The sequence below is a fragment of the Marinobacterium aestuarii genome (genome assembly GCF_001651805.1).
Taxonomy (GTDB): Bacteria; Pseudomonadota; Gammaproteobacteria; order Pseudomonadales; family Balneatricaceae; genus Marinobacterium_A; species Marinobacterium_A aestuarii.
The window spans coordinates 1,449,916-1,468,310 of record NZ_CP015839.1 but is presented as its reverse complement, the minus strand read 5'-3'; the positions used below and the strand labels follow the sequence as shown (position 1 = coordinate 1,468,310).

The 18,395-nt window shown below is 59.9% G+C and carries 20 protein-coding genes; 17 read left to right on the top strand and 3 right to left on the bottom strand.

The window, feature by feature from the left end:
* Window positions 1–30: 30 nt before the first annotated feature.
* The 5 genes from A8C75_RS06540 to A8C75_RS06520 all read left to right on the top strand — a co-directional run bounded on the left by A8C75_RS06540 (window position 31) and on the right by A8C75_RS06520 (window position 3,926).
* Window positions 31–543: a disulfide bond formation protein B gene (locus tag A8C75_RS06540; protein ID WP_067379714.1), complete on the top strand. Its 513-nt coding sequence runs from the start codon at window positions 31–33 to the stop codon at window positions 541–543.
* Between the two features lie 9 nt (window positions 544–552).
* Window positions 553–1,590: a lipid A deacylase LpxR family protein gene (locus tag A8C75_RS06535; protein WP_227819850.1), complete on the top strand. Its 1,038-nt coding sequence runs from the start codon at window positions 553–555 to the stop codon at window positions 1,588–1,590.
* A gap of 61 nt (window positions 1,591–1,651) precedes the next feature.
* Window positions 1,652–2,581 carry a 2-hydroxyacid dehydrogenase gene (locus A8C75_RS06530; RefSeq protein ID WP_067379709.1) on the top strand — a complete coding sequence of 310 codons (930 nt, stop codon included), beginning with the start codon at window positions 1,652–1,654 and terminating at the stop codon, window positions 2,579–2,581.
* 83 nt (window positions 2,582–2,664) lie between these two features.
* Complete coding sequence (locus A8C75_RS06525) at window positions 2,665–3,621, top strand: DnaJ C-terminal domain-containing protein (protein ID WP_067379707.1); 957 nt, start codon at window positions 2,665–2,667, stop codon at window positions 3,619–3,621.
* Window positions 3,618–3,926 (top strand): chaperone modulator CbpM, encoded by a 309-nt coding sequence (locus A8C75_RS06520; protein ID WP_067379705.1) that lies wholly within the window; start codon window positions 3,618–3,620, stop codon window positions 3,924–3,926. The genes A8C75_RS06525 and A8C75_RS06520 overlap by 4 nt, the downstream gene beginning before the upstream one ends.
* Before the next feature lie 41 nt (window positions 3,927–3,967).
* Here A8C75_RS06520 and A8C75_RS06515 read toward each other — a convergent pair whose 3' ends face one another.
* Window positions 3,968–5,356 (bottom strand): diguanylate cyclase domain-containing protein, encoded by a 1,389-nt coding sequence (locus A8C75_RS06515; RefSeq protein WP_067379703.1) that lies wholly within the window; start codon window positions 5,354–5,356, stop codon window positions 3,968–3,970.
* A gap of 154 nt (window positions 5,357–5,510) precedes the next feature.
* On the bottom strand, window positions 5,511–5,966 hold the full coding sequence (locus tag A8C75_RS06510) for an EVE domain-containing protein (RefSeq protein ID WP_067379700.1): 456 nt from the start codon (window positions 5,964–5,966) through the stop codon (window positions 5,511–5,513).
* 193 nt (window positions 5,967–6,159) lie between these two features.
* Between A8C75_RS06510 and A8C75_RS06505 the strand changes: the two genes are divergently transcribed.
* From A8C75_RS06505 to A8C75_RS06470, 8 genes are all read left to right on the top strand, one after another.
* Window positions 6,160–7,221: a LacI family DNA-binding transcriptional regulator gene (locus A8C75_RS06505; RefSeq protein WP_067379697.1), complete on the top strand. Its 1,062-nt coding sequence runs from the start codon at window positions 6,160–6,162 to the stop codon at window positions 7,219–7,221.
* Window positions 7,222–7,339: 118 nt separating this feature from the next.
* Window positions 7,340–8,329, top strand: coding sequence for a TRAP transporter substrate-binding protein (locus A8C75_RS06500; protein WP_067379694.1), 990 nt, complete (start codon window positions 7,340–7,342; stop codon window positions 8,327–8,329).
* 69 nt (window positions 8,330–8,398) lie between these two features.
* Window positions 8,399–9,040, top strand: coding sequence for a TRAP transporter small permease (locus A8C75_RS06495; RefSeq protein WP_084783800.1), 642 nt, complete (start codon window positions 8,399–8,401; stop codon window positions 9,038–9,040).
* Window positions 9,037–10,356, top strand: a complete 1,320-nt coding sequence (locus A8C75_RS06490; RefSeq protein ID WP_067379690.1) for a TRAP transporter large permease — start codon at window positions 9,037–9,039, stop codon at window positions 10,354–10,356. The genes A8C75_RS06495 and A8C75_RS06490 overlap by 4 nt, the downstream gene beginning before the upstream one ends.
* Before the next feature lie 15 nt (window positions 10,357–10,371).
* The gene (locus A8C75_RS06485; RefSeq protein ID WP_227819849.1) at window positions 10,372–11,316 is read left to right on the top strand and encodes a 2-hydroxyacid dehydrogenase; all 945 of its coding nucleotides are present in this window, start codon (window positions 10,372–10,374) and stop codon (window positions 11,314–11,316) included.
* 2 nt (window positions 11,317–11,318) lie between these two features.
* The gene (locus tag A8C75_RS06480; RefSeq protein ID WP_227819848.1) at window positions 11,319–12,230 is read left to right on the top strand and encodes a sugar kinase; all 912 of its coding nucleotides are present in this window, start codon (window positions 11,319–11,321) and stop codon (window positions 12,228–12,230) included.
* A 63-nt stretch (window positions 12,231–12,293) separates the two neighbouring features.
* Window positions 12,294–13,073, top strand: a complete 780-nt coding sequence (locus tag A8C75_RS06475; RefSeq protein ID WP_067379682.1) for a 2-keto-4-pentenoate hydratase — start codon at window positions 12,294–12,296, stop codon at window positions 13,071–13,073.
* Between the two features lie 107 nt (window positions 13,074–13,180).
* The gene (locus tag A8C75_RS06470; RefSeq protein WP_067379679.1) at window positions 13,181–13,897 is read left to right on the top strand and encodes an SIMPL domain-containing protein; all 717 of its coding nucleotides are present in this window, start codon (window positions 13,181–13,183) and stop codon (window positions 13,895–13,897) included.
* Window positions 13,898–13,935: 38 nt separating this feature from the next.
* Here A8C75_RS06470 and A8C75_RS06465 read toward each other — a convergent pair whose 3' ends face one another.
* Window positions 13,936–14,136 (bottom strand): acetyltransferase, encoded by a 201-nt coding sequence (locus A8C75_RS06465; protein ID WP_067379676.1) that lies wholly within the window; start codon window positions 14,134–14,136, stop codon window positions 13,936–13,938.
* 225 nt (window positions 14,137–14,361) lie between these two features.
* Between A8C75_RS06465 and A8C75_RS06460 the strand changes: the two genes are divergently transcribed.
* The 4 genes from A8C75_RS06460 to A8C75_RS06445 all read left to right on the top strand — a co-directional run bounded on the left by A8C75_RS06460 (window position 14,362) and on the right by A8C75_RS06445 (window position 18,385).
* The gene (locus tag A8C75_RS06460) at window positions 14,362–15,465 is read left to right on the top strand and encodes a polyamine ABC transporter substrate-binding protein (protein WP_067379673.1); all 1,104 of its coding nucleotides are present in this window, start codon (window positions 14,362–14,364) and stop codon (window positions 15,463–15,465) included.
* Window positions 15,466–15,531: 66 nt separating this feature from the next.
* Window positions 15,532–16,668, top strand: coding sequence for an ABC transporter ATP-binding protein (locus A8C75_RS06455; protein WP_067379670.1), 1,137 nt, complete (start codon window positions 15,532–15,534; stop codon window positions 16,666–16,668).
* Window positions 16,665–17,567 (top strand): ABC transporter permease subunit, encoded by a 903-nt coding sequence (locus A8C75_RS06450; RefSeq protein ID WP_067379667.1) that lies wholly within the window; start codon window positions 16,665–16,667, stop codon window positions 17,565–17,567. The genes A8C75_RS06455 and A8C75_RS06450 overlap by 4 nt, the downstream gene beginning before the upstream one ends.
* Window positions 17,567–18,385 carry an ABC transporter permease subunit gene (locus A8C75_RS06445; RefSeq protein ID WP_067379665.1) on the top strand — a complete coding sequence of 273 codons (819 nt, stop codon included), beginning with the start codon at window positions 17,567–17,569 and terminating at the stop codon, window positions 18,383–18,385. Before A8C75_RS06450 ends, A8C75_RS06445 begins: the two co-directional genes overlap by 1 nt.
* The last annotated feature ends 10 nt before the right edge of the window (window positions 18,386–18,395 follow it).

Below are 18,395 nucleotides of genomic sequence, written 5' to 3'. Positions count from 1 at the left end.
CACAGTTGAACTGCAACGAAAGGACTGCGCGTGATTCCCAAGTCTGCCACCTCCGGCATGTCATATCGTCTGAGCAATTTTATCGGTTTAAGCATCTGCGCCGGTGCACTGGGGTTCGCCCTGCTCTACCTGCAGCAGGAACAGGGGCTGGAGTCCTGCCCGCTGTGCACCCTGACAAGATTCATTTTCCTCTGTCTGACGCTGCTGTTTGGCATTGGCTGGATACTGAACCCCAGGCCCTGGCTGCAGCGCCTGCTGTCGGGACTGAATCTGCTGCTGCTCATCGCAGGCCTGGCCACCAGCCTGAAACATGCCTGGATCAACGCCACCGCCACGCCGGACTGCACAGCAGACACGCCGCCTGATGCCCTTTCTGCACTGCAATCCATTAGCCAGGCCCTGGCTGATAACTGCGCCAGCGGCACGGACTGGAGCCTGCTCGGCCTGCAGGTACCGCACCTGTCACTCCTGCTCTTCGTCGTTCTGCTGGTACTGGTGTGGCAGCAACTGCGCAAGAAAAGCCGCCGCAGCTATTTTAACTGAGTCGACCCCATGCGAATGAAAGCCTTACTCGCAGGCCTGTTGCCATTACTGCTGCCATGGCCAGCACTGGCCACAGAAGATGAGCCCTGGACCTACAACTTCTATCTGGAAAACGATCTGTTCGCTCAAACCGATCAGAACTACACCAACGGTATCCGCTTTTCCGCCGTGTCCCCGGATATAGACAACTTTCTCTACGATCCACGCCTGCCCGACTGGGTGCTCACGGTAAACGACTGGTTCGAGCCCTTCTACCCGGTGCCCGAATCGCGCATCGACGCCGTCAGACGCAACATAGTACTGACGCTGGGGCAGCAGATTTTCACCCCAGAGGATAGTGTTCGTACCACCCTCGACCTCAACGATCGCCCCTATGCGGCCTGGCTGTACGGCGGCGTGGGCTATCACGCCAAAACTCGCAACAAGCTGAACTCGGTGGAGCTCAACCTGGGCTTCGTCGGTCCCGTGGCGCTGGGCCAGCAAGCGCAGGACTTTATCCACGACCTGCGCGGCTTCGACAAATTCCAGGGCTGGGACAACCAGATCAAAAATGAGCCCGGCCTGCAGCTGGTCTATGAACACAAGGAACGCAGCCAGACCGAAAGTCGCCCCTCGGGCCTGGGCATCGATTTCATCTGGCACGGCGGCGCCAGCCTTGGCAACGTCACCACTTATGCCAACGCGGGCGCAGAATTGCGCGCAGGCTGGCACCTGCCCGATGACTTTGGCACCTCGGCCCTGCGCCCTGGTGGCGACAACAGTGCACCGGGGCGCCGCGACCCTCGCTACTACGGTAGCTGGGGCCTGCACGGCTTTATTTCCGTCGATGGCCGCTGGGTACTGCAGGATATTTTTCTGGATGGAAACAGCTGGCGCAACAGCCACTCGGTCAGCAAGGAGCCACTGGTGGGCGAAGCCGCCATCGGCGTCTCCGCCCTTTTCGAGCGCTGGAAACTGTCCTTTGCGCGGGTACACCGCAGTCGCGAATTCGAGGGCCAATCCAGCGGCCACAGTTACGGATCCTTGTCAGCGTCCTATAACTACTGACAAAGCCCGGCGTGCCTAACCCCTTTGCGCCCGTCGGCATATAACAACAGGGAATCAGATCATGAATATTCTGTTTTACGGCCAGGGGCTTGCGAATGATGACTGGCTAGACGCGATGCGCACCACCTGGCCCGACAGCGACATTCAACTCTGGTCAGCGCAGCTGGACGCTAACTGGCAGGCTGACTACGCCCTGCTGTGGCACCCGCCGCGCGAGCTCTTCGCCAGCCAGCACAATCTGAAAACCATTTTCAACCTGGGCGCCGGCGTCGATGCCCTGCTACGCCTGCCGGGCCGCCCCGTCGAAGTACCCATAATCAAGCTGCGCAATGCCGGCATGGATCCCTGGATGTTCGACTATATCCACTACGGCGTGCTACATTTTGGGCGCAACTTCGACCACTACCGGCGCCAACAGCAGCAAAGGAAGTGGCAACCCCACGCCAGCCTGGCCCCCAACGCCTGCTGCATAGGCGTACTGGGACTGGGCGCCCTGGGCCAGACAGTGGCACAACGCTTTGAGCAGCTGGGCTATCGGGTGCAGGGCTGGAGCCGCGGTCCCAAGAGCATCGAGGGCGTCGATAGCTACTCCGGGCTGGAGCACCTGGGTGACTTTCTCGGGCGCTGTGATGTGCTGGTCAACCTGCTGCCAGGCACAGAGCAAACGTACAATCTGCTTGATGCCAGCCGCCTGGCGCAGTTACGCCAGGGAGCCGTACTCATTAACGCAGGACGTGGCACCACGCTAGACCCAGACGCGCTGAACAGTGCGCTGGAGAGCGGGCACCTGCGCGGCGCCCTGCTGGACGTGTTTCACACCGAGCCTCTGCCAGGCGATCACCCACTCTGGGCAAGATCCGATGTCATCATCACGCCCCATATAGCCGCACCGACCCTGATCGATGAGGCGCTGGGGCAGATCGCCGCTGATATACAATCGCTGCAGCAGGGCCTCTTCGTGCCCCGTGTCGATAGTACACTGGGGTATTAAGCCGGCCCGCCCGCCGCATCCAACGAACTCGACTACAGTGTCTCAATAGGGATCACCAATGACCCGCCGAGGCAAGTACTGCGATGGAGTTTAAAGACTATTACAAGGTTCTCGGTGTCGCTGCCGACGCCGACAAGCCCACCATCAAGAACGCCTATCGAAAGCTGGCGCGCAAATATCACCCCGATGTCAGCAGCGAGTCCAACGCCGAAGCCCAGTTCAAGGACGTCGCAGAAGCCTACGAGGTCCTGAAGGATGCCCAGAAACGGGCAGAATATGACGAACTGAGACGCTATGGCCGCCATGGCAAGACATTCGAGCCTCCGCCGGACTGGCAACCATCAAGCGGATTCGGCGATAGCAGTCACGCCACCTTTTCTGGCGATTTCTCGGATTTTTTTGAATCCATATTTGGTGGCGCACAGCAACGGCAGCAGCCACATCGAGGAACAGAACGCGATTTTGAACGCCGAGGTCGTGATATCGAGCTCGACCTGCCCGTCTTTCTGGAAGACACCCTCTCGGAAGAATCCATGCCTGTCGCCTTCGAGGTGACCGGGCCCGGCGCCAATGGTCAGCAGACCCGGCGCAAAAAGCACCTGAACGTAAAAATTCCGGCCGGTGTCGGCGAGGGTGAGCGCATTCGCCTCAAGGGTCAGGGAGCTCCGGGGACGGGCGGAGGGCCCGCCGGTGACCTGTATCTGCGGATCCGTCTTGTGCCTCACCCGCTGTTCGATGTCGAGGGGCACAACCTGGTTATCACAGTACCGCTTGCCCCCTGGGAAGCCGCGCTGGGCGCCAAAATTGAGGTCCCTACCCTGACCGGCAGAATTCACCTGAGCATTCCCGCCAACAGCCAGACCGGTCAGCGTTTGCGCGCCAAGGGAAAAGGCCTTGTTGGCAGAAGCCACAAAGGCGATCTCTTCGCAGTGCTGAAAGTCGTGATGCCGCCCGCCAGCAATGACAAGATTCGCCAACAGTGGCAGCAACTGGCCGAATCGGCATCTTTTGACCCCAGAGCCGAATGGAGCAAGCGATGACCCCGAGCTCTCACATCATTGAAATGACCCTGGACGAGTTCATTCACGCCTCTCACCTGCCAAGCGACATCCTGCAGCGAATGATTGAGGCCGGCATTCTGGACCCGCACGCAGATGCAGCCGGTGAATGGCGTTTCGAATTTCAGATGGTCTTTACTGCCCGGCGGGCATTGCGTCTGCATCGAGAGCTTGAGATTGACTGGTCCGGGATTGCACTGGCGCTTGATCTTCTGAACGAACTGGAGCAGCTCAGAGACGAAAACCGCATGCTCCGGCAACGCCTGGGACGATTTACCGATGACTGACACCCGCACCTGACACTGACTCCAATCCCGGACAAAAAAGCCTAGGGCACCGCAGTACCCACCTGAGCACTGCGGGCGACAGCCCTGAGGTTTTCCTTCATTTCGTACATGCGGCTATCCGCCAGCGCCATCAGCGCATCCAGACTGTCAGCCTCGCGCGCATAGAGCGCCCAGCCCATGCTGGCGCCCACGACGATACTCTGGCCTTTATAGCGTACCGGCACTCGCAGGGCGACCGAGAGCTTTTGCAGTACCGCATCCACATTCGCTGCCGACTCGATGCCCGGCAGCAGCAACACAAACTCGTCGCCACCGGTGCGAGCCACCGTATCCACCGCACGCAGCGCATGGCGCAAGCGCAAAGCGGTCTCCTGCAGTACCTGATCGCCGGCATGATGGCCATAGCGATCATTCACCGGCTTGAAGCCATTAAGATCGACATAGCAAAGGGCAAAACCACTGTCATTACGCCGAGTCTGGGCGATCAGCTGATTAGCGCGCTCAAGCAAGATGCGCCGGTTGGGGAGGCCGGTGAGGGAATCGACCGAGGCCTGATGGCGGGCACGGCAAAATACCCGAATAAGTTGCACTAATAACGCCACTATGGCCAGCAGCAAGCCATACAAAAGCCCCCTGACCCGCATGCCGGAATGCCCCTGCAGGCGGTAGTCTGGCACGACCGCAATTTCCCACTGACTGTGGCGAAAGTTGACGGGCTGCGTCAGCACAGCGCGGTTTTCAAACACCGCTGAAGGCCCAAAAAACTGCTCACCCCGGGCCCCCTGACCGTCGGTTCCGCGCAATGCTATACCTCTGGGATTGTCATTCAGCCCCGCAGCGCCCAGCAGGGAATTCATGTCGATGACAATCGACACCATGCCCCAATAACGGCTGTCCTTGCCTTCATCAATAAATATCGGGCTGCGCGCAATCAGGCCACTACCGCCCTGGACAAGTGGCAGAGGCCCGCTCACCAGCATGTCGCCATGCTCGATGGCGCGCTGAATGGTCGGCCACTGTTTCGGATCCTGGGTGTAATCAAGCCCCAGCGCGGCTTCATTGCCGGTGAGCGGATAGACAAAGCGAACCACATTGTCCGGTGCCAACCCAATATTGCGGATATGATCACTGCCGCGCACTATGTATGGCGCGACCACGGCCAGTTCCGCCGGCGTCGCATCCGGGCGCGCCACTATATAGGCCGTCAGGCCGCGGGTCAGATAGAGTACCGAGTTAATTTCGCTTTCGAGCCAGGCACGCAGCTCCGACAGCTGTATCTGGGTTTCCAGCTGCACAGATTCACGGTCACGCTCGGCGGCCAGGCGCGCTACGTATTCGGTTCCCAGAATGCCGCTGAGTACCACCACCAGCACCCCTATATAGGGCAGCAACAGCCCACCGAACGCCTCCCTGGCCCTGCGAATTATCATGCGTACGGGTGCTCCCTACCTCAAAGATGTTGCCTGGCTTTTACCCAAGATGAATTACAAAGGCCCCACAGCAACCAGCAGCAACTCAGCCAAAGCACTTTCTTATTTCAGTATACCCAGCAAAAATCGGAATAGTATTCAGAAAAATCAGAAATCATCGCAATTTTAGTACAAGCTGCCACTGCGCGGCGCTGACCGGCTGTACCGAAAGTCGCCCCTGGCGAACAAGCGTCATATCGGCCAGCGCCGCAGTCGCCTTGATCTGGCGCAGCGGTATGACCTGGCTGAAGCACTCACGCAGGCGGATATCCACACAGAACCAGCGCGGTGACCCCGGAGCCGCTTTTACATCAAAGAGCGCATGGGAGGGTTCAAACTGGCTCGGGTCCGGATAGGCCCCTCGAACCACCTCGGCAACACCGGCAATCCCAACCTGCTTGCAGCTGCTGTGGTAAATAAACACCTGATCACCGACACGCACCTCATCACGCAGAAAATTGCGCGCCTGATAGTTGCGTATTTCATCCCAGCGCGCCGTCTGATCAGGCGCCCGGGCCAGATCATCAATGCCGAACACATCCGGTTCGGTCTTGAACAACCAGTATTGCATCCCTGTCAGCCCCCGTTGTTGAACCGGCCATCAGTATACCGCAGCCATCCGTCGACGGCCGCCATGAAGCACGACATCACCCCAACTGGCGGCGACACCACTGAGCCGCACCTTGAAGAGCCCGTCACAGGAGGGCTTGACTTCGGAATTTAATCGATTAAACTCCAATTTAAACGATTAAACGGCGATTATAATGACGACAATAACCGATCCAAAAAAACGTGCGACCATCAAAGATGTTGCCCGTGTCTCTGGTACCTCTTCGGCAACCGTCTCGATGGCGCTGCGCAAAGATCCCCGTATCAGCGAAGAAACACGCAGCCGCGTCGAGACAGCCGCAGTTGAAGTCGGATATGTCTATAACCGCAGTGCCGCCAACCTGCGTAATCAATCTTCAGACATCATCGGCCTGGTGATCGGCGATATCGCCAACCCGTTCTTTGCCCAGTTGTCCGCCGGGGTCAACGAAGTGTTGACCGAAGCCGGCAAGATGCTGTTCCTGGCCAGTTATAACGAGGACCCGGAACGCCAGGCATCGTTACTTTCACGCCTGAGCGAACAGAGTGTCGATGGAATTCTGCTGTGCCCGGCCTTCGGTACTGACCCTGCCATGGTCAACACCCTGCAGCAGTGGCAGATTCCCTGTGTTCAGCTGCTGCGCACCCTGCCGGATTCGCCATTTGACTATGTCAGCACCGATTACCGCAGCGGGATAGACCAGATCTGCGAGCACCTTATGGCCCTAGGCCACCGTCATATTGCCTTTGTCGGCGGTGACCGGCTGCACTCGGCAACCCTGGAACGACACCAGGGCTTTATTGATGCCCTGCAACGGCACGAGCAGGACGCCAGCCTGATTTTTCACATCGAGCCCAGTCGCCGCAGTGGCAGGAATTTCGTCGAAACCTTGCGCCGCGAACATCCCGAGGTCAGCGCGGCGGTCTGTTTCAACGACGTTACCGCCTTTGGCATGATGGCCGGCCTGCGGCGCCTTGGACTGGTGCCCGGCAAGGATTTCGCGGTCACCGGATTCGACAATGTGGAAGAAGCCGAAGATCGCATACCGGCCCTGACCACCATCGATTCCCATGCGTTTGAAATGGGTCGCCGGGCGGCGCACATGTTGCTGGCCCGTATGGAATCTCCAGATCAACCCAGGCAGCAGTATATTCTGCCGGCGGAACTGATCATACGCGGCTCCTGCGGCAATAGCGGCGCCCTCCCCATCCCCGAGCTTCCTGGCGATAGGCTCTAACCCACAGCGCTTCACTCAATAACCTGAATTGCCACACCCGATAAGCCGGCGCCAGCCGTTATCGGGGCAATACCCCTGTGCCTGAAGCACTCTTGAACCAATGGAGAAGATAAAAATTATGAAAGCCTTCATTAAGTCACTCTCGGCCAGCCTGGTCGTCGGTGCGACCGCCCTTACACTGACAACCGCCGTCTCTGCAGCCTCCGTAACGCTGCGCTTTGGTCACCTTGGAGCCGAAGATACGGCCTATCAGGAGGGCGCGGTCAAATTCCAGCAACTGGTAAGACAGTATTCTGATAACGACATAGACGTGCAGATATTTCCCAACGGCGTGCTTGGTGACGAGGGAGAGCTGTTCGAGCAGCAAATAGCCGGTGTACTGGATGCATCCATTATCAACCCCGGAAAAATCACCGATTTTTCCGAAACCGCCAACATCTTCAGCTTTCCGTTTCTGTACCGCGATGCCGCTCACTGGAACAGCGTACTGAGCGGCGACCTCGGCAAGGAAATCAGTCATCGCATCCATGCGGAGTCCGGCGTGACGGTGATCGGTTACTTCGGCGGCGGCAAGCGGCAGATCGTCAGTAACAAGCCGCTGAACAGCCTGGATGACCTGCAGGGCATGAAGGTTCGAGTGAACCCGACAGACCCGCTGATCGAAGCTTGGAGCGCACTGGGCGCACAACCGACCACCTTTGCCTGGAAGGAAATCTATACCGGTCTGCAACTGGGGGCCATCGACGGCCTGCTCAACGAGCCCGAATGGATTTACCGCATGCGTTTTCATGAGGTCGCTCCCCATATCGGCCTGTCGGAGCACGACATCACCGTGCGTCTGATGACGCTGTCCGGCAAGGCCCTGGACAAGCTGTCAGCAACGCAGCAAACGGCTGTCAACCGGGCCGCCGCCGAGGCTTCGGCCTATGCCCGCCAGATACAGCTGAAACTGGATGCCAAATCCGAGGCGGACCTGGTTGCCGAAGGCGCCATTCTGTATCCACTGGATCGGGTCGAGATGAAACGCCGGGTACAGGCGCCGCTGCTGGCCGTGGCGAAGAAAATGGAACTGGACGATCTGTATCTGCGTATTCAGCAGGCCGAGTAAGCCGCTGCCGGGGCGGCAGCTTGCGTTGTGGCCCCGTTTCCAGTCTCACAGACTCACAAGGTAACTGGCATGATTTTTACCGATAACCTGAACGTCAGACGCGCAGGTTCGTTACGCCCTGCGCTGATCACACTGGAAGGCGTCAACCGGCACCTCGAACACGGACTGGAGCGGCTGCTGCAGGTGCTGCTGTTCGCCTTTGTCGGCCTGATCGCCTACCAGATTCTGAGCCGCAACCTGCCGGCCCTGCCGGTGATTTACTGGAGCGAAGAACTGGCGCGCTTCAGCTTTCAATGGTCCATCGCCTTTGGCACGGCGCTGGGTGTACTGCACGCGGATCATTTTGTGCTGCACGCTTTCAAGCCCGGCCGGCGCGCCGACCGGGCCTGCCGCCTGATCGCCGAACTGGCCATGCTGGCACTGGCGCTCTACCTGATGATCTACGGCTACGAGTTTGCGGACTCCGGCTGGCATCGCAAATCCACCGCAGCGCGCCTGCCCATGTTCTGGATGTACATCACCTTCACCACCTGCGGCAGCATCATGCTGCTGTTCTCGCTGCAACGCCTGCTGGGACTCTGGCTGTACGGCTTTGCCTACCTGGAACGCCTTGGCGACACCAGCGCACTGAATCCGGACGGCGCCAGCGACTTCGACAACAAAAACCATAACGACGCCCGCAGAGACAGCTTACAGGAGCCAAAATCATGATCGAAGCCGACTTCTTCTGGCTCTTGCCCTGGGCCCTGTTCCTGCTGCTGGGACTCTTCATCACCATCGGCATCCCCATCGCCTTTGCGCTGATCGCCAGCGCCGTTGCCATCACCCTGCTGGACCCGCGCCTGACAAACTGGATCGTCTTCCAGCGCATGTACAACGGCATGGATTCTTTCGTGCTGCTGGCAGTCCCCATCTTTCTGCTGGCCGGCAACCTGATCAACCAGGCGGAGGTCACCGACAAGCTGATCCGTTTCGCCATGAACCTGCTGGGTCGCTTCAAGGGCGCCCTGGCCCATGTCAATGTGGCGGTCAGCATGATGTTCGCCGGTGTGTCGGGCTCATCCACCGCCGACAGCGCCGGGGTGGGGTCCATCCTGATACCCTCAATGAAACGCGAGGGCTATCCCACGGAGTTCGCCGTAGCCGTCACTGCAGCCTCGTCGGTAATCGGCATCATCATTCCGCCCAGCATCAACATGATCGTCTGGGGCGCGCTCACCAATACGTCCATCGGCGGCATGTTTCTGGCCGGGATTGTACCTGGCATCATGATCGGTCTGTCACAGCTGCTCACCAACACCTGGTTCGTGCGCAAACTGAAGATCCCGGTACAGGCGCCGGCCAGTCGCCGGGCACTGTTGATCTCCTCCAAGGATGGGCTCCTGGCAGCCGCTATTCCGGTACTGATTATCGGTGGCATCCGCTTTGGCTGGTTTACGCCCACTGAAGCTGCCGTCATTGCCGTGATCTATGCCCTTTTTCTGGGCTTTGTTATCTACCGCACCCTGAACCTGAGCAAGGTCATGCAGGCCAGCACCTCAACCATTCGCCTGTCTGCGCTTTCACTGTTCAGCCTGGTAGCGGCGTCCATCTTCGGCTATCTGATCTCGTTCTATGAAGTGCCCAACACCCTGATGGGCGGTATCACCCTGACCGATCCGGTCACCCTGATGCTGGTCATGACCCTGGTGATGCTGCTGATTGGCACCTTTATGGACTCACTGCCGGCCATGGCCATCATCGCGCCGCTGTTCCTGCCATTGGCGCTGCAGGCCGGCATACACCCGGTGCAATTCGGCATTGTCGGCGTCATGGCGCTGGGCTTTGGCCTGATCACTCCGCCCTACGGCCTGTGCCTGATGATCGCCTCCAAGATTGGCGGCATTAACCTGCTCAAATGCCTGGTACCGACCCTGATTTATCTCGGCGCCATGACCGCCGTCCTGCTGCTGATCATTGTTTTCCCGGAGCTGACCCTGGGACTGCCAGAACTGATGGCACCCGAACTCATTGGCATTCGTTCCTGACAGGAGAAACAGACTGTGAAACCTAGCATCGTAACACTCGCACAGCTGGCGCCCGCCGCCATCATGGAAGAACTGCAGGCCCGCTACGAAGTGCGGCACTTTGGGCCCGGCGGCGACCCGGCCGACCTCAGCGCGCTTGCCGGCGACTGCGGAATACTGGTCACTAATGGCGCCATCGGTGCCAGCACCGCGCTCATGGCGGCCATGCCGGCGTTGAAGCTGATCACTGTCTATGGCGTTGGTCTGGACGCGATTGATCTGGAGTACTGCCGCTCACGGGGCATCGCCGTCACCTCGACACCGGGTGTGCTGACCGAAAGCGTGGCGGACCTGGCACTGGGGCTGCTGCTCAGTGCCAGCCGTCGCATCGCCGAAGGCGACCGCTTTGTGCGCGCAGGCTGCTGGTCAGACGGCAAGCTTGGACTCGGCTGGAGCCTGCGCCACCGCAAGCTGGGTATTCTGGGCTACGGTCAGATTGGCCAGGAGATCGCCCGCCTAGCCCGGGCGTTTGCCATGGATATTTACTACAGCGACCGCGTTCCCAGGCCGGATCTGCCGGGTACCTTCATTGCCGATCCGGTCGAACTGGCGCAGACCGTGGATGCGCTGGTGGTCGCCTGTGCCGGCGGCCCGTCCACCGCCGGCCTGGTGAGTCGGGATGTCATGCGGGCACTGGGGCCCAACGGCCTTCTGGTCAATGTTGCCCGCGGCACTGTGGTGGATGAAAGTGCCCTGCTGCAGGCGCTGCAGGCCCAAGAGCTGGGCGCCGCCGCCCTGGATGTGTTCGCCGATGAGCCCCGCGTGCCACGTGCGCTGCTGGAGCATCCACAGTTGGTATTAACGCCCCACATCGCCAGTGCCACCGACCAGGCCCGCATGGCCATGGGGCGTCTGGTACTGGACAACATCGCGGCCCACGTGGCGAATCACCCCCTCCCTACCCCGGTTCCAGGAGTCTGAGCATGTTACGTATAGCTTCAATCGGCGAATGCATGATCGAAATTCAGGACATGGCCGATGGCACTACCCGCCGCACCTTTGGTGGCGACACTCTTAACGTCGCCGTCTATGCCAAACGTGCACTGGGTGATCAGGCCGCCTGTGTCAGTTATGTCTCCGCCCTGGGCGATGACCCCTTCAGCCTCGAAATGCGCGACTTTATCGCCACTGAAGCCATCGATACCTCCACCGTGCTCAGCCTGCCCGGGCAACTGCCAGGGCTCTATGCCATTACGCTGGAGAACGGCGAGCGCAAACCCTGGTTCTGGCGCTCACAAGCCGCCGCAAGGCAGCTGGTGCAGGCACCGGCTTTCACCGAGCTCTGTGCGCGGCTGGAGGACTACGATGCGCTCTACTTCTCAGGCATTACCCTGGGCATCCTGGATCCGGACAGCCGTACCCGCTTGCTGACCTTTTTGGGACGCATGCGCCACGCGGGCAAAACCATCATTTTTGATACCAACTACCGCCCGCGACTGTGGCAGAGCCAAGCGGAGGCACAGCAGGCTGTGACCGATGCCCTGCAGGTATGCACTCTAGCACTGCCAACATTCGAGGATGAACAGGCCTTGTTCGGCGATGCCTGCGCCAGCGACACCATTGTCCGCATTCAGCGCAGTGGCGTTGGGGAAATCGTCGTCAAACAGGGTGCCGAGCCATGCCTGGGCCGCTGTGCAGAATCCGACTTCGAGGTTGCACCCATGCAAGTATCACAGCCGGTGGATACCACGGCGGCGGGCGACTCCTTCAATGGAGCTTATATAGCTGCGCGCTTGAACGGCAAGAGCGCGGAACAGGCTGCCGCAGACGGGCATCGCATGGCGAGTCATGTTATTGGCTATCGCGGTGCCATAGTTCCACAACTGCAACACTGATTCCGCCCGTAAAACCCAACAGGGTGAGGCCAACTTCTCACCCCGTCGATACAAGGACACAACATGTCTCTGACTGCACAACAAATTGAACAGGCCGCCGCACCACTGATTCGTGCGAGGCTGGAGCATACCCAGCTGAGCGAGCTGCCCTCTGGCTGCACGCCCGACTCCTACCAGGACGCCTATGCGATACAGGATGCGGTCTGTCACGCACTCTGGCTAAACCGCGGCCTGCGAATAAATGCTTGGAAAGCCGGGGCTGCCAATGCCAGCGTCACGCCCTTTGTGGCGCCCATCCCCCCCGATCGAGTATTCGACAACCACAGTACCCTGGCGGCTGCGGATTTCCATGAAATCGGCGCCGAGGCAGAGCTGGCCTATCGACTGGGGCGGGACCTGCCCGCACGAGATGCGCCCTACAGCGAAGCCGAGGTCCGCAGTGCCATCGACGGCATACAGGTCACCATCGAGATTATCGACAGTCGCATGCGACACTGGCGGGAACAGACGGCGTTCTGGCAGCTGGCCGACAGCCAGATGAACGGTGCCCTGATTGTGGGAGATCTGTATGCCGACTGGCAGAACATTGACCACAGCCAGCAGCAGGCTCTGTTACTGGTCGACGGCTCTGAGCACGTCAGTGCCACCGCCAGCAATACAGTGGGAGATCCGTTCAACATCATGACAGCCGCCGTCAACGCCACGGTACAGCGTTTTGGCGGGCTCAGGGCCGGGGATCTTTTCAGTGCCGGCAGTTGGACCGGTACCTGTTTCGTTGAACCCGGTTGTGAAATCATCGCCCGTTTCCCTGGGATCGGGGATACCAGGGTCAGCATCAGCTGATGCTGATCAAACCCCGGCAGGGTCGATTAAGCCCGGTTCACGACCTGTTCAGATGAAAGTGGCAAGATGAACTCTATACCGCTTGTTAACTGATCAGGGAGAGATGGATGAGCACGACACAGCGTAGCAGCGCACTGCTGCTGGGACTCTGTATTCTGCTGGGGCTCTCAGCCCTGGGATATCTGCTGGGCGAAGGCGCGCTGCGGGTGAAGGAACATGAACGCTCGGTCACCGTAAAGGGCCTGTCGGAACGGGAGTATCCGGCCGATATCGTACTCTGGCCGATTCAGTTCAGCGTCGTGGATAACGACCTGACCGCACTCTATACGCGCCAGCAGCGCCATGGCGAACAGATTCGCGCCTTCCTGCTGCTGCGCGGCATTGAGCCCTCTGAAATAAGCCTGTCCCCCCCGGCGGTCATCGACAAGCAGGTACAGCAATACGGCGATGGCAATTACAGCCAGCGCTACAGCGCCACTCAAACTGTTACCCTGTACTCCACCCGTATCGATCAGGTACGCCTTGTGATGCAGGATCTGGCGGAGCTGGGGCAAAGTGGCATTGCCCTGACGGGAGATCAGTACGGCAACAGTACCGAGTACCTGTTCAATCGCCTGAACGACGTCAAGCCCGACATGGTCGAGGAAGCAACCCGCGAGGCGCGCGCGGTGGCAGAAAAATTCGCTGCCGATTCCGACAGCCGGCTCGGCAAGATTCGCTCGGCGCAGCAGGGCCAGTTCTCGATCTCGGACCGGGACCGCAACAACCCCCACATCAAAAAGCTGCGGGTGGTCTCCACCGTCGAGTACTACCTGTCGGACTGATTCTCAGACATCGTTCACGGGCATTGCCGGCCTGCAAATCAAGGCTGCGGCCCGTTTTTCGCCGACCCATCTGCAACCAGAGCGTCCAGATCCATCATCCGGATCGCGCTGATCGCCGCCTCCCAGGCACCTTCGCGACAGAGCCCGCTGATGGCCGCGTTTTCATACCCCTGCAGGGCCGCCAGGATGGCGGCAGTCTGTACCGCCCGTGCCAGTTTAAGTGCATCTTTATGGGGCATCTTTGCCACCTCTGCATATATAACTCAAACTCAAGCATAGCCTGCAGGCACAGCAAGGCCCGTCCAGCTCAAAACTGTCCCAATTGGTTTCAAAAAACATTGGTTTTTTTGCTGTGGATTGTTCATATTCGGCATTCAAATCAGGCGCTCATCAACACCCGCGTCTATTGTTGGCCACAGCCGTTGCGCCAACCATTTTCAATTGACACCCGGAGAACCGAGTGGATGAAAAGTACGACTTCCATACTCAAAACGCTTGTCACCGGCCTGGTGTTCGGAGCCTCGCTGCAGGCCTCTGCACAGCAGGAACTGCACATTTACAACTGGTCGGACTATATCGCCGAAGACACCCTCGAGCGCTTCCAGCAGGAAAGCGGCATCAAGGTGCTCTACGACGTGTATGACTCCAACGAGGTGCTGGAGGCAAAACTGCTGGCCGGCCACAGCGGCTACGATCTGGTATTCCCCACCGCCAGGCCCTTTGCCGACCGCCAGATCAAGGCGGGCATCTTCCAGCCGCTGGACAAGACCAAGCTCAGCAATTACGCCAACCTCGATCCGGTTATTCTGAACTCCCTGGCCGATATCGACACCGATAGCGCGTACCTGGCGCCCTACATGTGGGGCACCACGGGCCTGGGCATCAACCTGACCAAAGTACGTGAATTGCTGGGTGCCGATACGCCCCTGGACAGCTGGAGCCTGGTGTTTGACCCCGCCGTCACCGCCAAACTCGCCAGCTGCGGCATCTCGCTGATGGATGACCCCACCGAAGTGCTGGTGGCCGCCAGGGCTTATATCGGTCAGGCACCGAACGACTACAGCAACGCGGCCCTGGATGAGGCCGCCGTGGTGCTGAACGCGGTACGGCCGAACATCCGCTACTACCACAGCTCGCAGTACATCAACGACCTGGCCAACGGTGATATCTGTGTCGCCCACGGCTACAGCGGCGATGTGCTGCAGGCCAAGGCCCGCGCCGAGGAAGCCGGCAACGGCGTCGAGATCGCTTACCTGGTGCCGCGCGAAGGCGCCGTGGTCTGGACCGATGTTATGGCCATTCCGGCCGATGCCCCCAACAGTGATGCGGCACACCGCTTTATCGACTTCGTGCTGCGCCCGGATGTGATTGCACCGATCAGCAACTATGTCGCCTACGCCAATGCCAACGCAGCAGCCACGGACCTGGTGGATGAGGCCGTGCGCCAGGATCCCGGCATTTACCCGCCCCAGGCCACGCGTGAGCGCTTTATCACGCTGAAAACACCCAGCAACCGCGAAACCAAGGCGATCAACCGCCTCTGGACGCGGATAAAAACCGGCCAGTAAGGCCAGTCCCCAGCCTCAACAATGCCCCCTCGGGGGCATTTCTGATTCAGGAACCCGGTAGCAGCAATGACACAAACCCCGATCTCACCGGCACCCGACGCTGCAGATACCGCCTCCACGACAGCCTCTGTGCGGCTGGAGGGCATCAGCAAATCCTTCGGCAACAGCTACGCGGTGAACAATGTCAGCCTGGACATTCAGCAGGGTGAGTTCTTTTCGCTGCTGGGTCCCTCCGGCTGCGGCAAAACCACCCTGCTGCGCATGCTCGCGGGCTTTGAAACGCCGGATCGCGGCCGCGTGCTGATCGATGGCCAGGACATGACCCGGGTGCCGCCCTATGAGCGGCCGGTCAACATGATGTTCCAGTCCTATGCCCTGTTCCCCCACATGAGCGTGGCGGACAACATTGCCTTTGGGCTGAAGCAGACGCCCATGGCCCGCGGCGCACGCAATCTGCGCGTGACGCAAATGATGGAGCTGGTGCAGATCAGCCCGCTGGCAAAGCGCAAGCCGCACCAGCTCTCTGGCGGGCAGCGCCAGCGTGTCGCCCTGGCCCGCGCCCTGGCACGGCACCCGCGTATTCTGTTGCTGGACGAACCCCTGGGCGCGCTGGACAAAAAGCTGCGCGAGAAAACCCAGTTCGAGCTGGTCAACATTCAGGAGCGCCTGGGCACCACCTTTATCGTCGTCACCCATGATCAGGAAGAGGCCATGACCATGTCATCCCGCATCGCCCTGATGCGTGACGGCCAGATCGAGCAGTTGGACGCGCCCAGGCGTCTGTACGAGTTCCCCGCCACCCGTTATGCCGCCTCCTTTATCGGCTCTATTAACCTGTTCCAGGCCCGCGTACTGCAGCAAAGCGGCGATGAAGTCCGCCTGGCCTGCGACCAGGCCGGCGCCGAACTACAGGTGCGCAGCAGCGAAAAAATGCTGCCCGGCATGGCGCTGACACTGGCCGTACGGCCGGAAAAGGTGCGCTTGCTGGCCCCCGGCGAACAGAGCCCCAACCAGATACGAGGACGCATCAAGGAAATCGCTTACCTGGGGGGCGTGTCGATCTACCACGCAGAGCTTTCCAGTGGCAAACGGGTGCAGTTTACCCAGTCCAATGTGCAGGCACTGGCCGAGCAGCCCCTGAGCTGGGAGCAGGACGTCGTGCTCGGCTGGCAGCCCGACAGCTGCTCGGTACTGACCGAATGAGTACCGGTGCAGCGCGTGCGCTCACAGGCCGGCGCCTGATCATCGGCCTGCCCTCGCTCTGGCTCGCTCTGTTCTTTGCGCTGCCCTTCCTGTTCGTACTCAAGCTCAGCCTGTCCGAGTCCGTGCTGGCGCAGCCGCCCTATCTCGACCTGCTACGCGAGTTCAGGGACGGCGTACTGGTGCTCGCCATTAACCTGGGCAACTATCAGCTGCTGCTGGAAGACAGCCTGTATTTCAAGGCCCTGCTCAGCTCGCTGCAGATCGCCGGCCTCTCGACCCTGCTGACGCTGCTGCTGGGCTACCCCATGGCCTATGCCATCGCCCGGGCGCCACGCCACTGGCGCCTGCCACTGATGATGCTGATCATACTGCCGTTCTGGACGTCTTTCCTGATCCGGGTCTACGCCTGGATCGGCATTCTGAAAAACAACGGCCTGATCAATCAACTGCTGATGGGGCTGGGCATCATAGACACTCCGCTGGAAATGCTGCACACGCCGTTCGCTGTCTATATCGGCATCGTTTACAGCTACCTGCCCTTCATGGTGCTACCGCTCTACGCCACCCTGGTTCGGCTGGATCTGACCCTGCTCGAAGCGGCGGCGGACCTGGGTTGCCGGCCCTGGAAACAGTTCCTGCGCATCACCCTGCCGCTGTCCATGCCCGGTGTGCTGGCCGGCGCCATGCTGGTGTTTATCCCCGTGATGGGTGAATTCGTTATTCCGGACCTGCTCGGCGGCCCCGACACCCTGATGCTCGGCAAGCTGATGTGGACCGAGTTTTTCAGCAACAAGGACTGGCCACTGGCCTCGGCACTGGCCGCGGTACTGCTGGTAGTACTCATAATTCCATTTATGCTGCTGCGCCATTATGAGCAGCGTGATCTGGGGGCTCAGTAATGTTTCGCCGTGCACCGCTGCTAATGACGGTACTGCTGTTTGGCTACGCCTTCCTCTACGGGCCTATTCTCAGCCTGATGGTGTATTCGTTTAATGAAAGCCGGCTGGTAACTGTGTGGGGCGGCTTCAGCACAAAATGGTACGGCGAACTGCTGCATAACGAGCAGATACTCGGCGCCGCCTGGCTCAGCATCAAGATCGCCGCCATCAACGCCAGCGCCGCCGTGGTACTGGGTACCCTGGCGGCAATGGCACTGGTGCGCTACCGGCGCTTTCGCGGCCGTACCAGTCTGGAAATCATGGTGACGGCCCCCATGGTACTGCCGGACGTCATTATCGGGCTCTCGCTGCTACTGCTGTTTGTCTCCATGCAAACCCTGATCGGCTGGCCCGCCGGCCGCGGCCAGACCACCATCACCCTGGCCCACATTACCTTTTCAATGGCCTACGTTACCGTGGTAGTACGCAGCCGCCTGGCGCATATGGACATGTCGCTGGAGGAAGCGGCGCTGGACCTCGGCGCCCGGCCGCTGAAGGTGTTTTTCGCCATCACCCTGCCGATTATCGCACCGGCCCTGGTGGCCGGCTGGCTGCTGGCTTTTACACTGTCGATGGACGATCTGGTGATTGCCAGTTTCGTATCCGGCCCTGGCGCCACGACCCTGCCCATGGTGGTCTATTCAAGTGTGCGCCTTGGCGTCAGCCCGCAGATCAATGCACTGGCAACCCTGATTGTGGTCATCGTCAGCATTGCCGTGGTCATCGCCGGAGTTCTGCTGTACCGACAGGAGAAAAACAGCGCCTACCGCAATGGATAGAATTACAGCG

What these genes read in the sequence shown, in the direction of transcription:
- A8C75_RS06535 (WP_227819850.1), top strand. Translation starts at nt 553, where the DNA reads ATGCGAATGAAAGCCTTACTCGCAGGCCTGTTGCCATTACTGCTGCCA.
- A8C75_RS06530 (WP_067379709.1), top strand. Translation starts at nt 1,652, where the DNA reads ATGAATATTCTGTTTTACGGCCAGGGGCTTGCGAATGATGACTGGCTA.
- A8C75_RS06525 (WP_067379707.1), top strand. Translation starts at nt 2,665, where the DNA reads ATGGAGTTTAAAGACTATTACAAGGTTCTCGGTGTCGCTGCCGACGCC.
- A8C75_RS06520 (WP_067379705.1), top strand. Translation starts at nt 3,618, where the DNA reads ATGACCCCGAGCTCTCACATCATTGAAATGACCCTGGACGAGTTCATT.
- A8C75_RS06515 (WP_067379703.1), bottom strand. Translation starts at nt 5,356, where the DNA reads ATGATAATTCGCAGGGCCAGGGAGGCGTTCGGTGGGCTGTTGCTGCCC.
- A8C75_RS06510 (WP_067379700.1), bottom strand. Translation starts at nt 5,966, where the DNA reads ATGCAATACTGGTTGTTCAAGACCGAACCGGATGTGTTCGGCATTGAT.
- A8C75_RS06505 (WP_067379697.1), top strand. Translation starts at nt 6,160, where the DNA reads ATGACGACAATAACCGATCCAAAAAAACGTGCGACCATCAAAGATGTT.
- A8C75_RS06500 (WP_067379694.1), top strand. Translation starts at nt 7,340, where the DNA reads ATGAAAGCCTTCATTAAGTCACTCTCGGCCAGCCTGGTCGTCGGTGCG.
- A8C75_RS06495 (WP_084783800.1), top strand. Translation starts at nt 8,399, where the DNA reads ATGATTTTTACCGATAACCTGAACGTCAGACGCGCAGGTTCGTTACGC.
- A8C75_RS06490 (WP_067379690.1), top strand. Translation starts at nt 9,037, where the DNA reads ATGATCGAAGCCGACTTCTTCTGGCTCTTGCCCTGGGCCCTGTTCCTG.
- A8C75_RS06480 (WP_227819848.1), top strand. Translation starts at nt 11,319, where the DNA reads ATGTTACGTATAGCTTCAATCGGCGAATGCATGATCGAAATTCAGGAC.
- A8C75_RS06475 (WP_067379682.1), top strand. Translation starts at nt 12,294, where the DNA reads ATGTCTCTGACTGCACAACAAATTGAACAGGCCGCCGCACCACTGATT.
- A8C75_RS06470 (WP_067379679.1), top strand. Translation starts at nt 13,181, where the DNA reads ATGAGCACGACACAGCGTAGCAGCGCACTGCTGCTGGGACTCTGTATT.
- A8C75_RS06465 (WP_067379676.1), bottom strand. Translation starts at nt 14,136, where the DNA reads ATGCCCCATAAAGATGCACTTAAACTGGCACGGGCGGTACAGACTGCC.
- A8C75_RS06460 (WP_067379673.1), top strand. Translation starts at nt 14,362, where the DNA reads ATGAAAAGTACGACTTCCATACTCAAAACGCTTGTCACCGGCCTGGTG.
- A8C75_RS06455 (WP_067379670.1), top strand. Translation starts at nt 15,532, where the DNA reads ATGACACAAACCCCGATCTCACCGGCACCCGACGCTGCAGATACCGCC.
- A8C75_RS06450 (WP_067379667.1), top strand. Translation starts at nt 16,665, where the DNA reads ATGAGTACCGGTGCAGCGCGTGCGCTCACAGGCCGGCGCCTGATCATC.
- A8C75_RS06445 (WP_067379665.1), top strand. Translation starts at nt 17,567, where the DNA reads ATGTTTCGCCGTGCACCGCTGCTAATGACGGTACTGCTGTTTGGCTAC.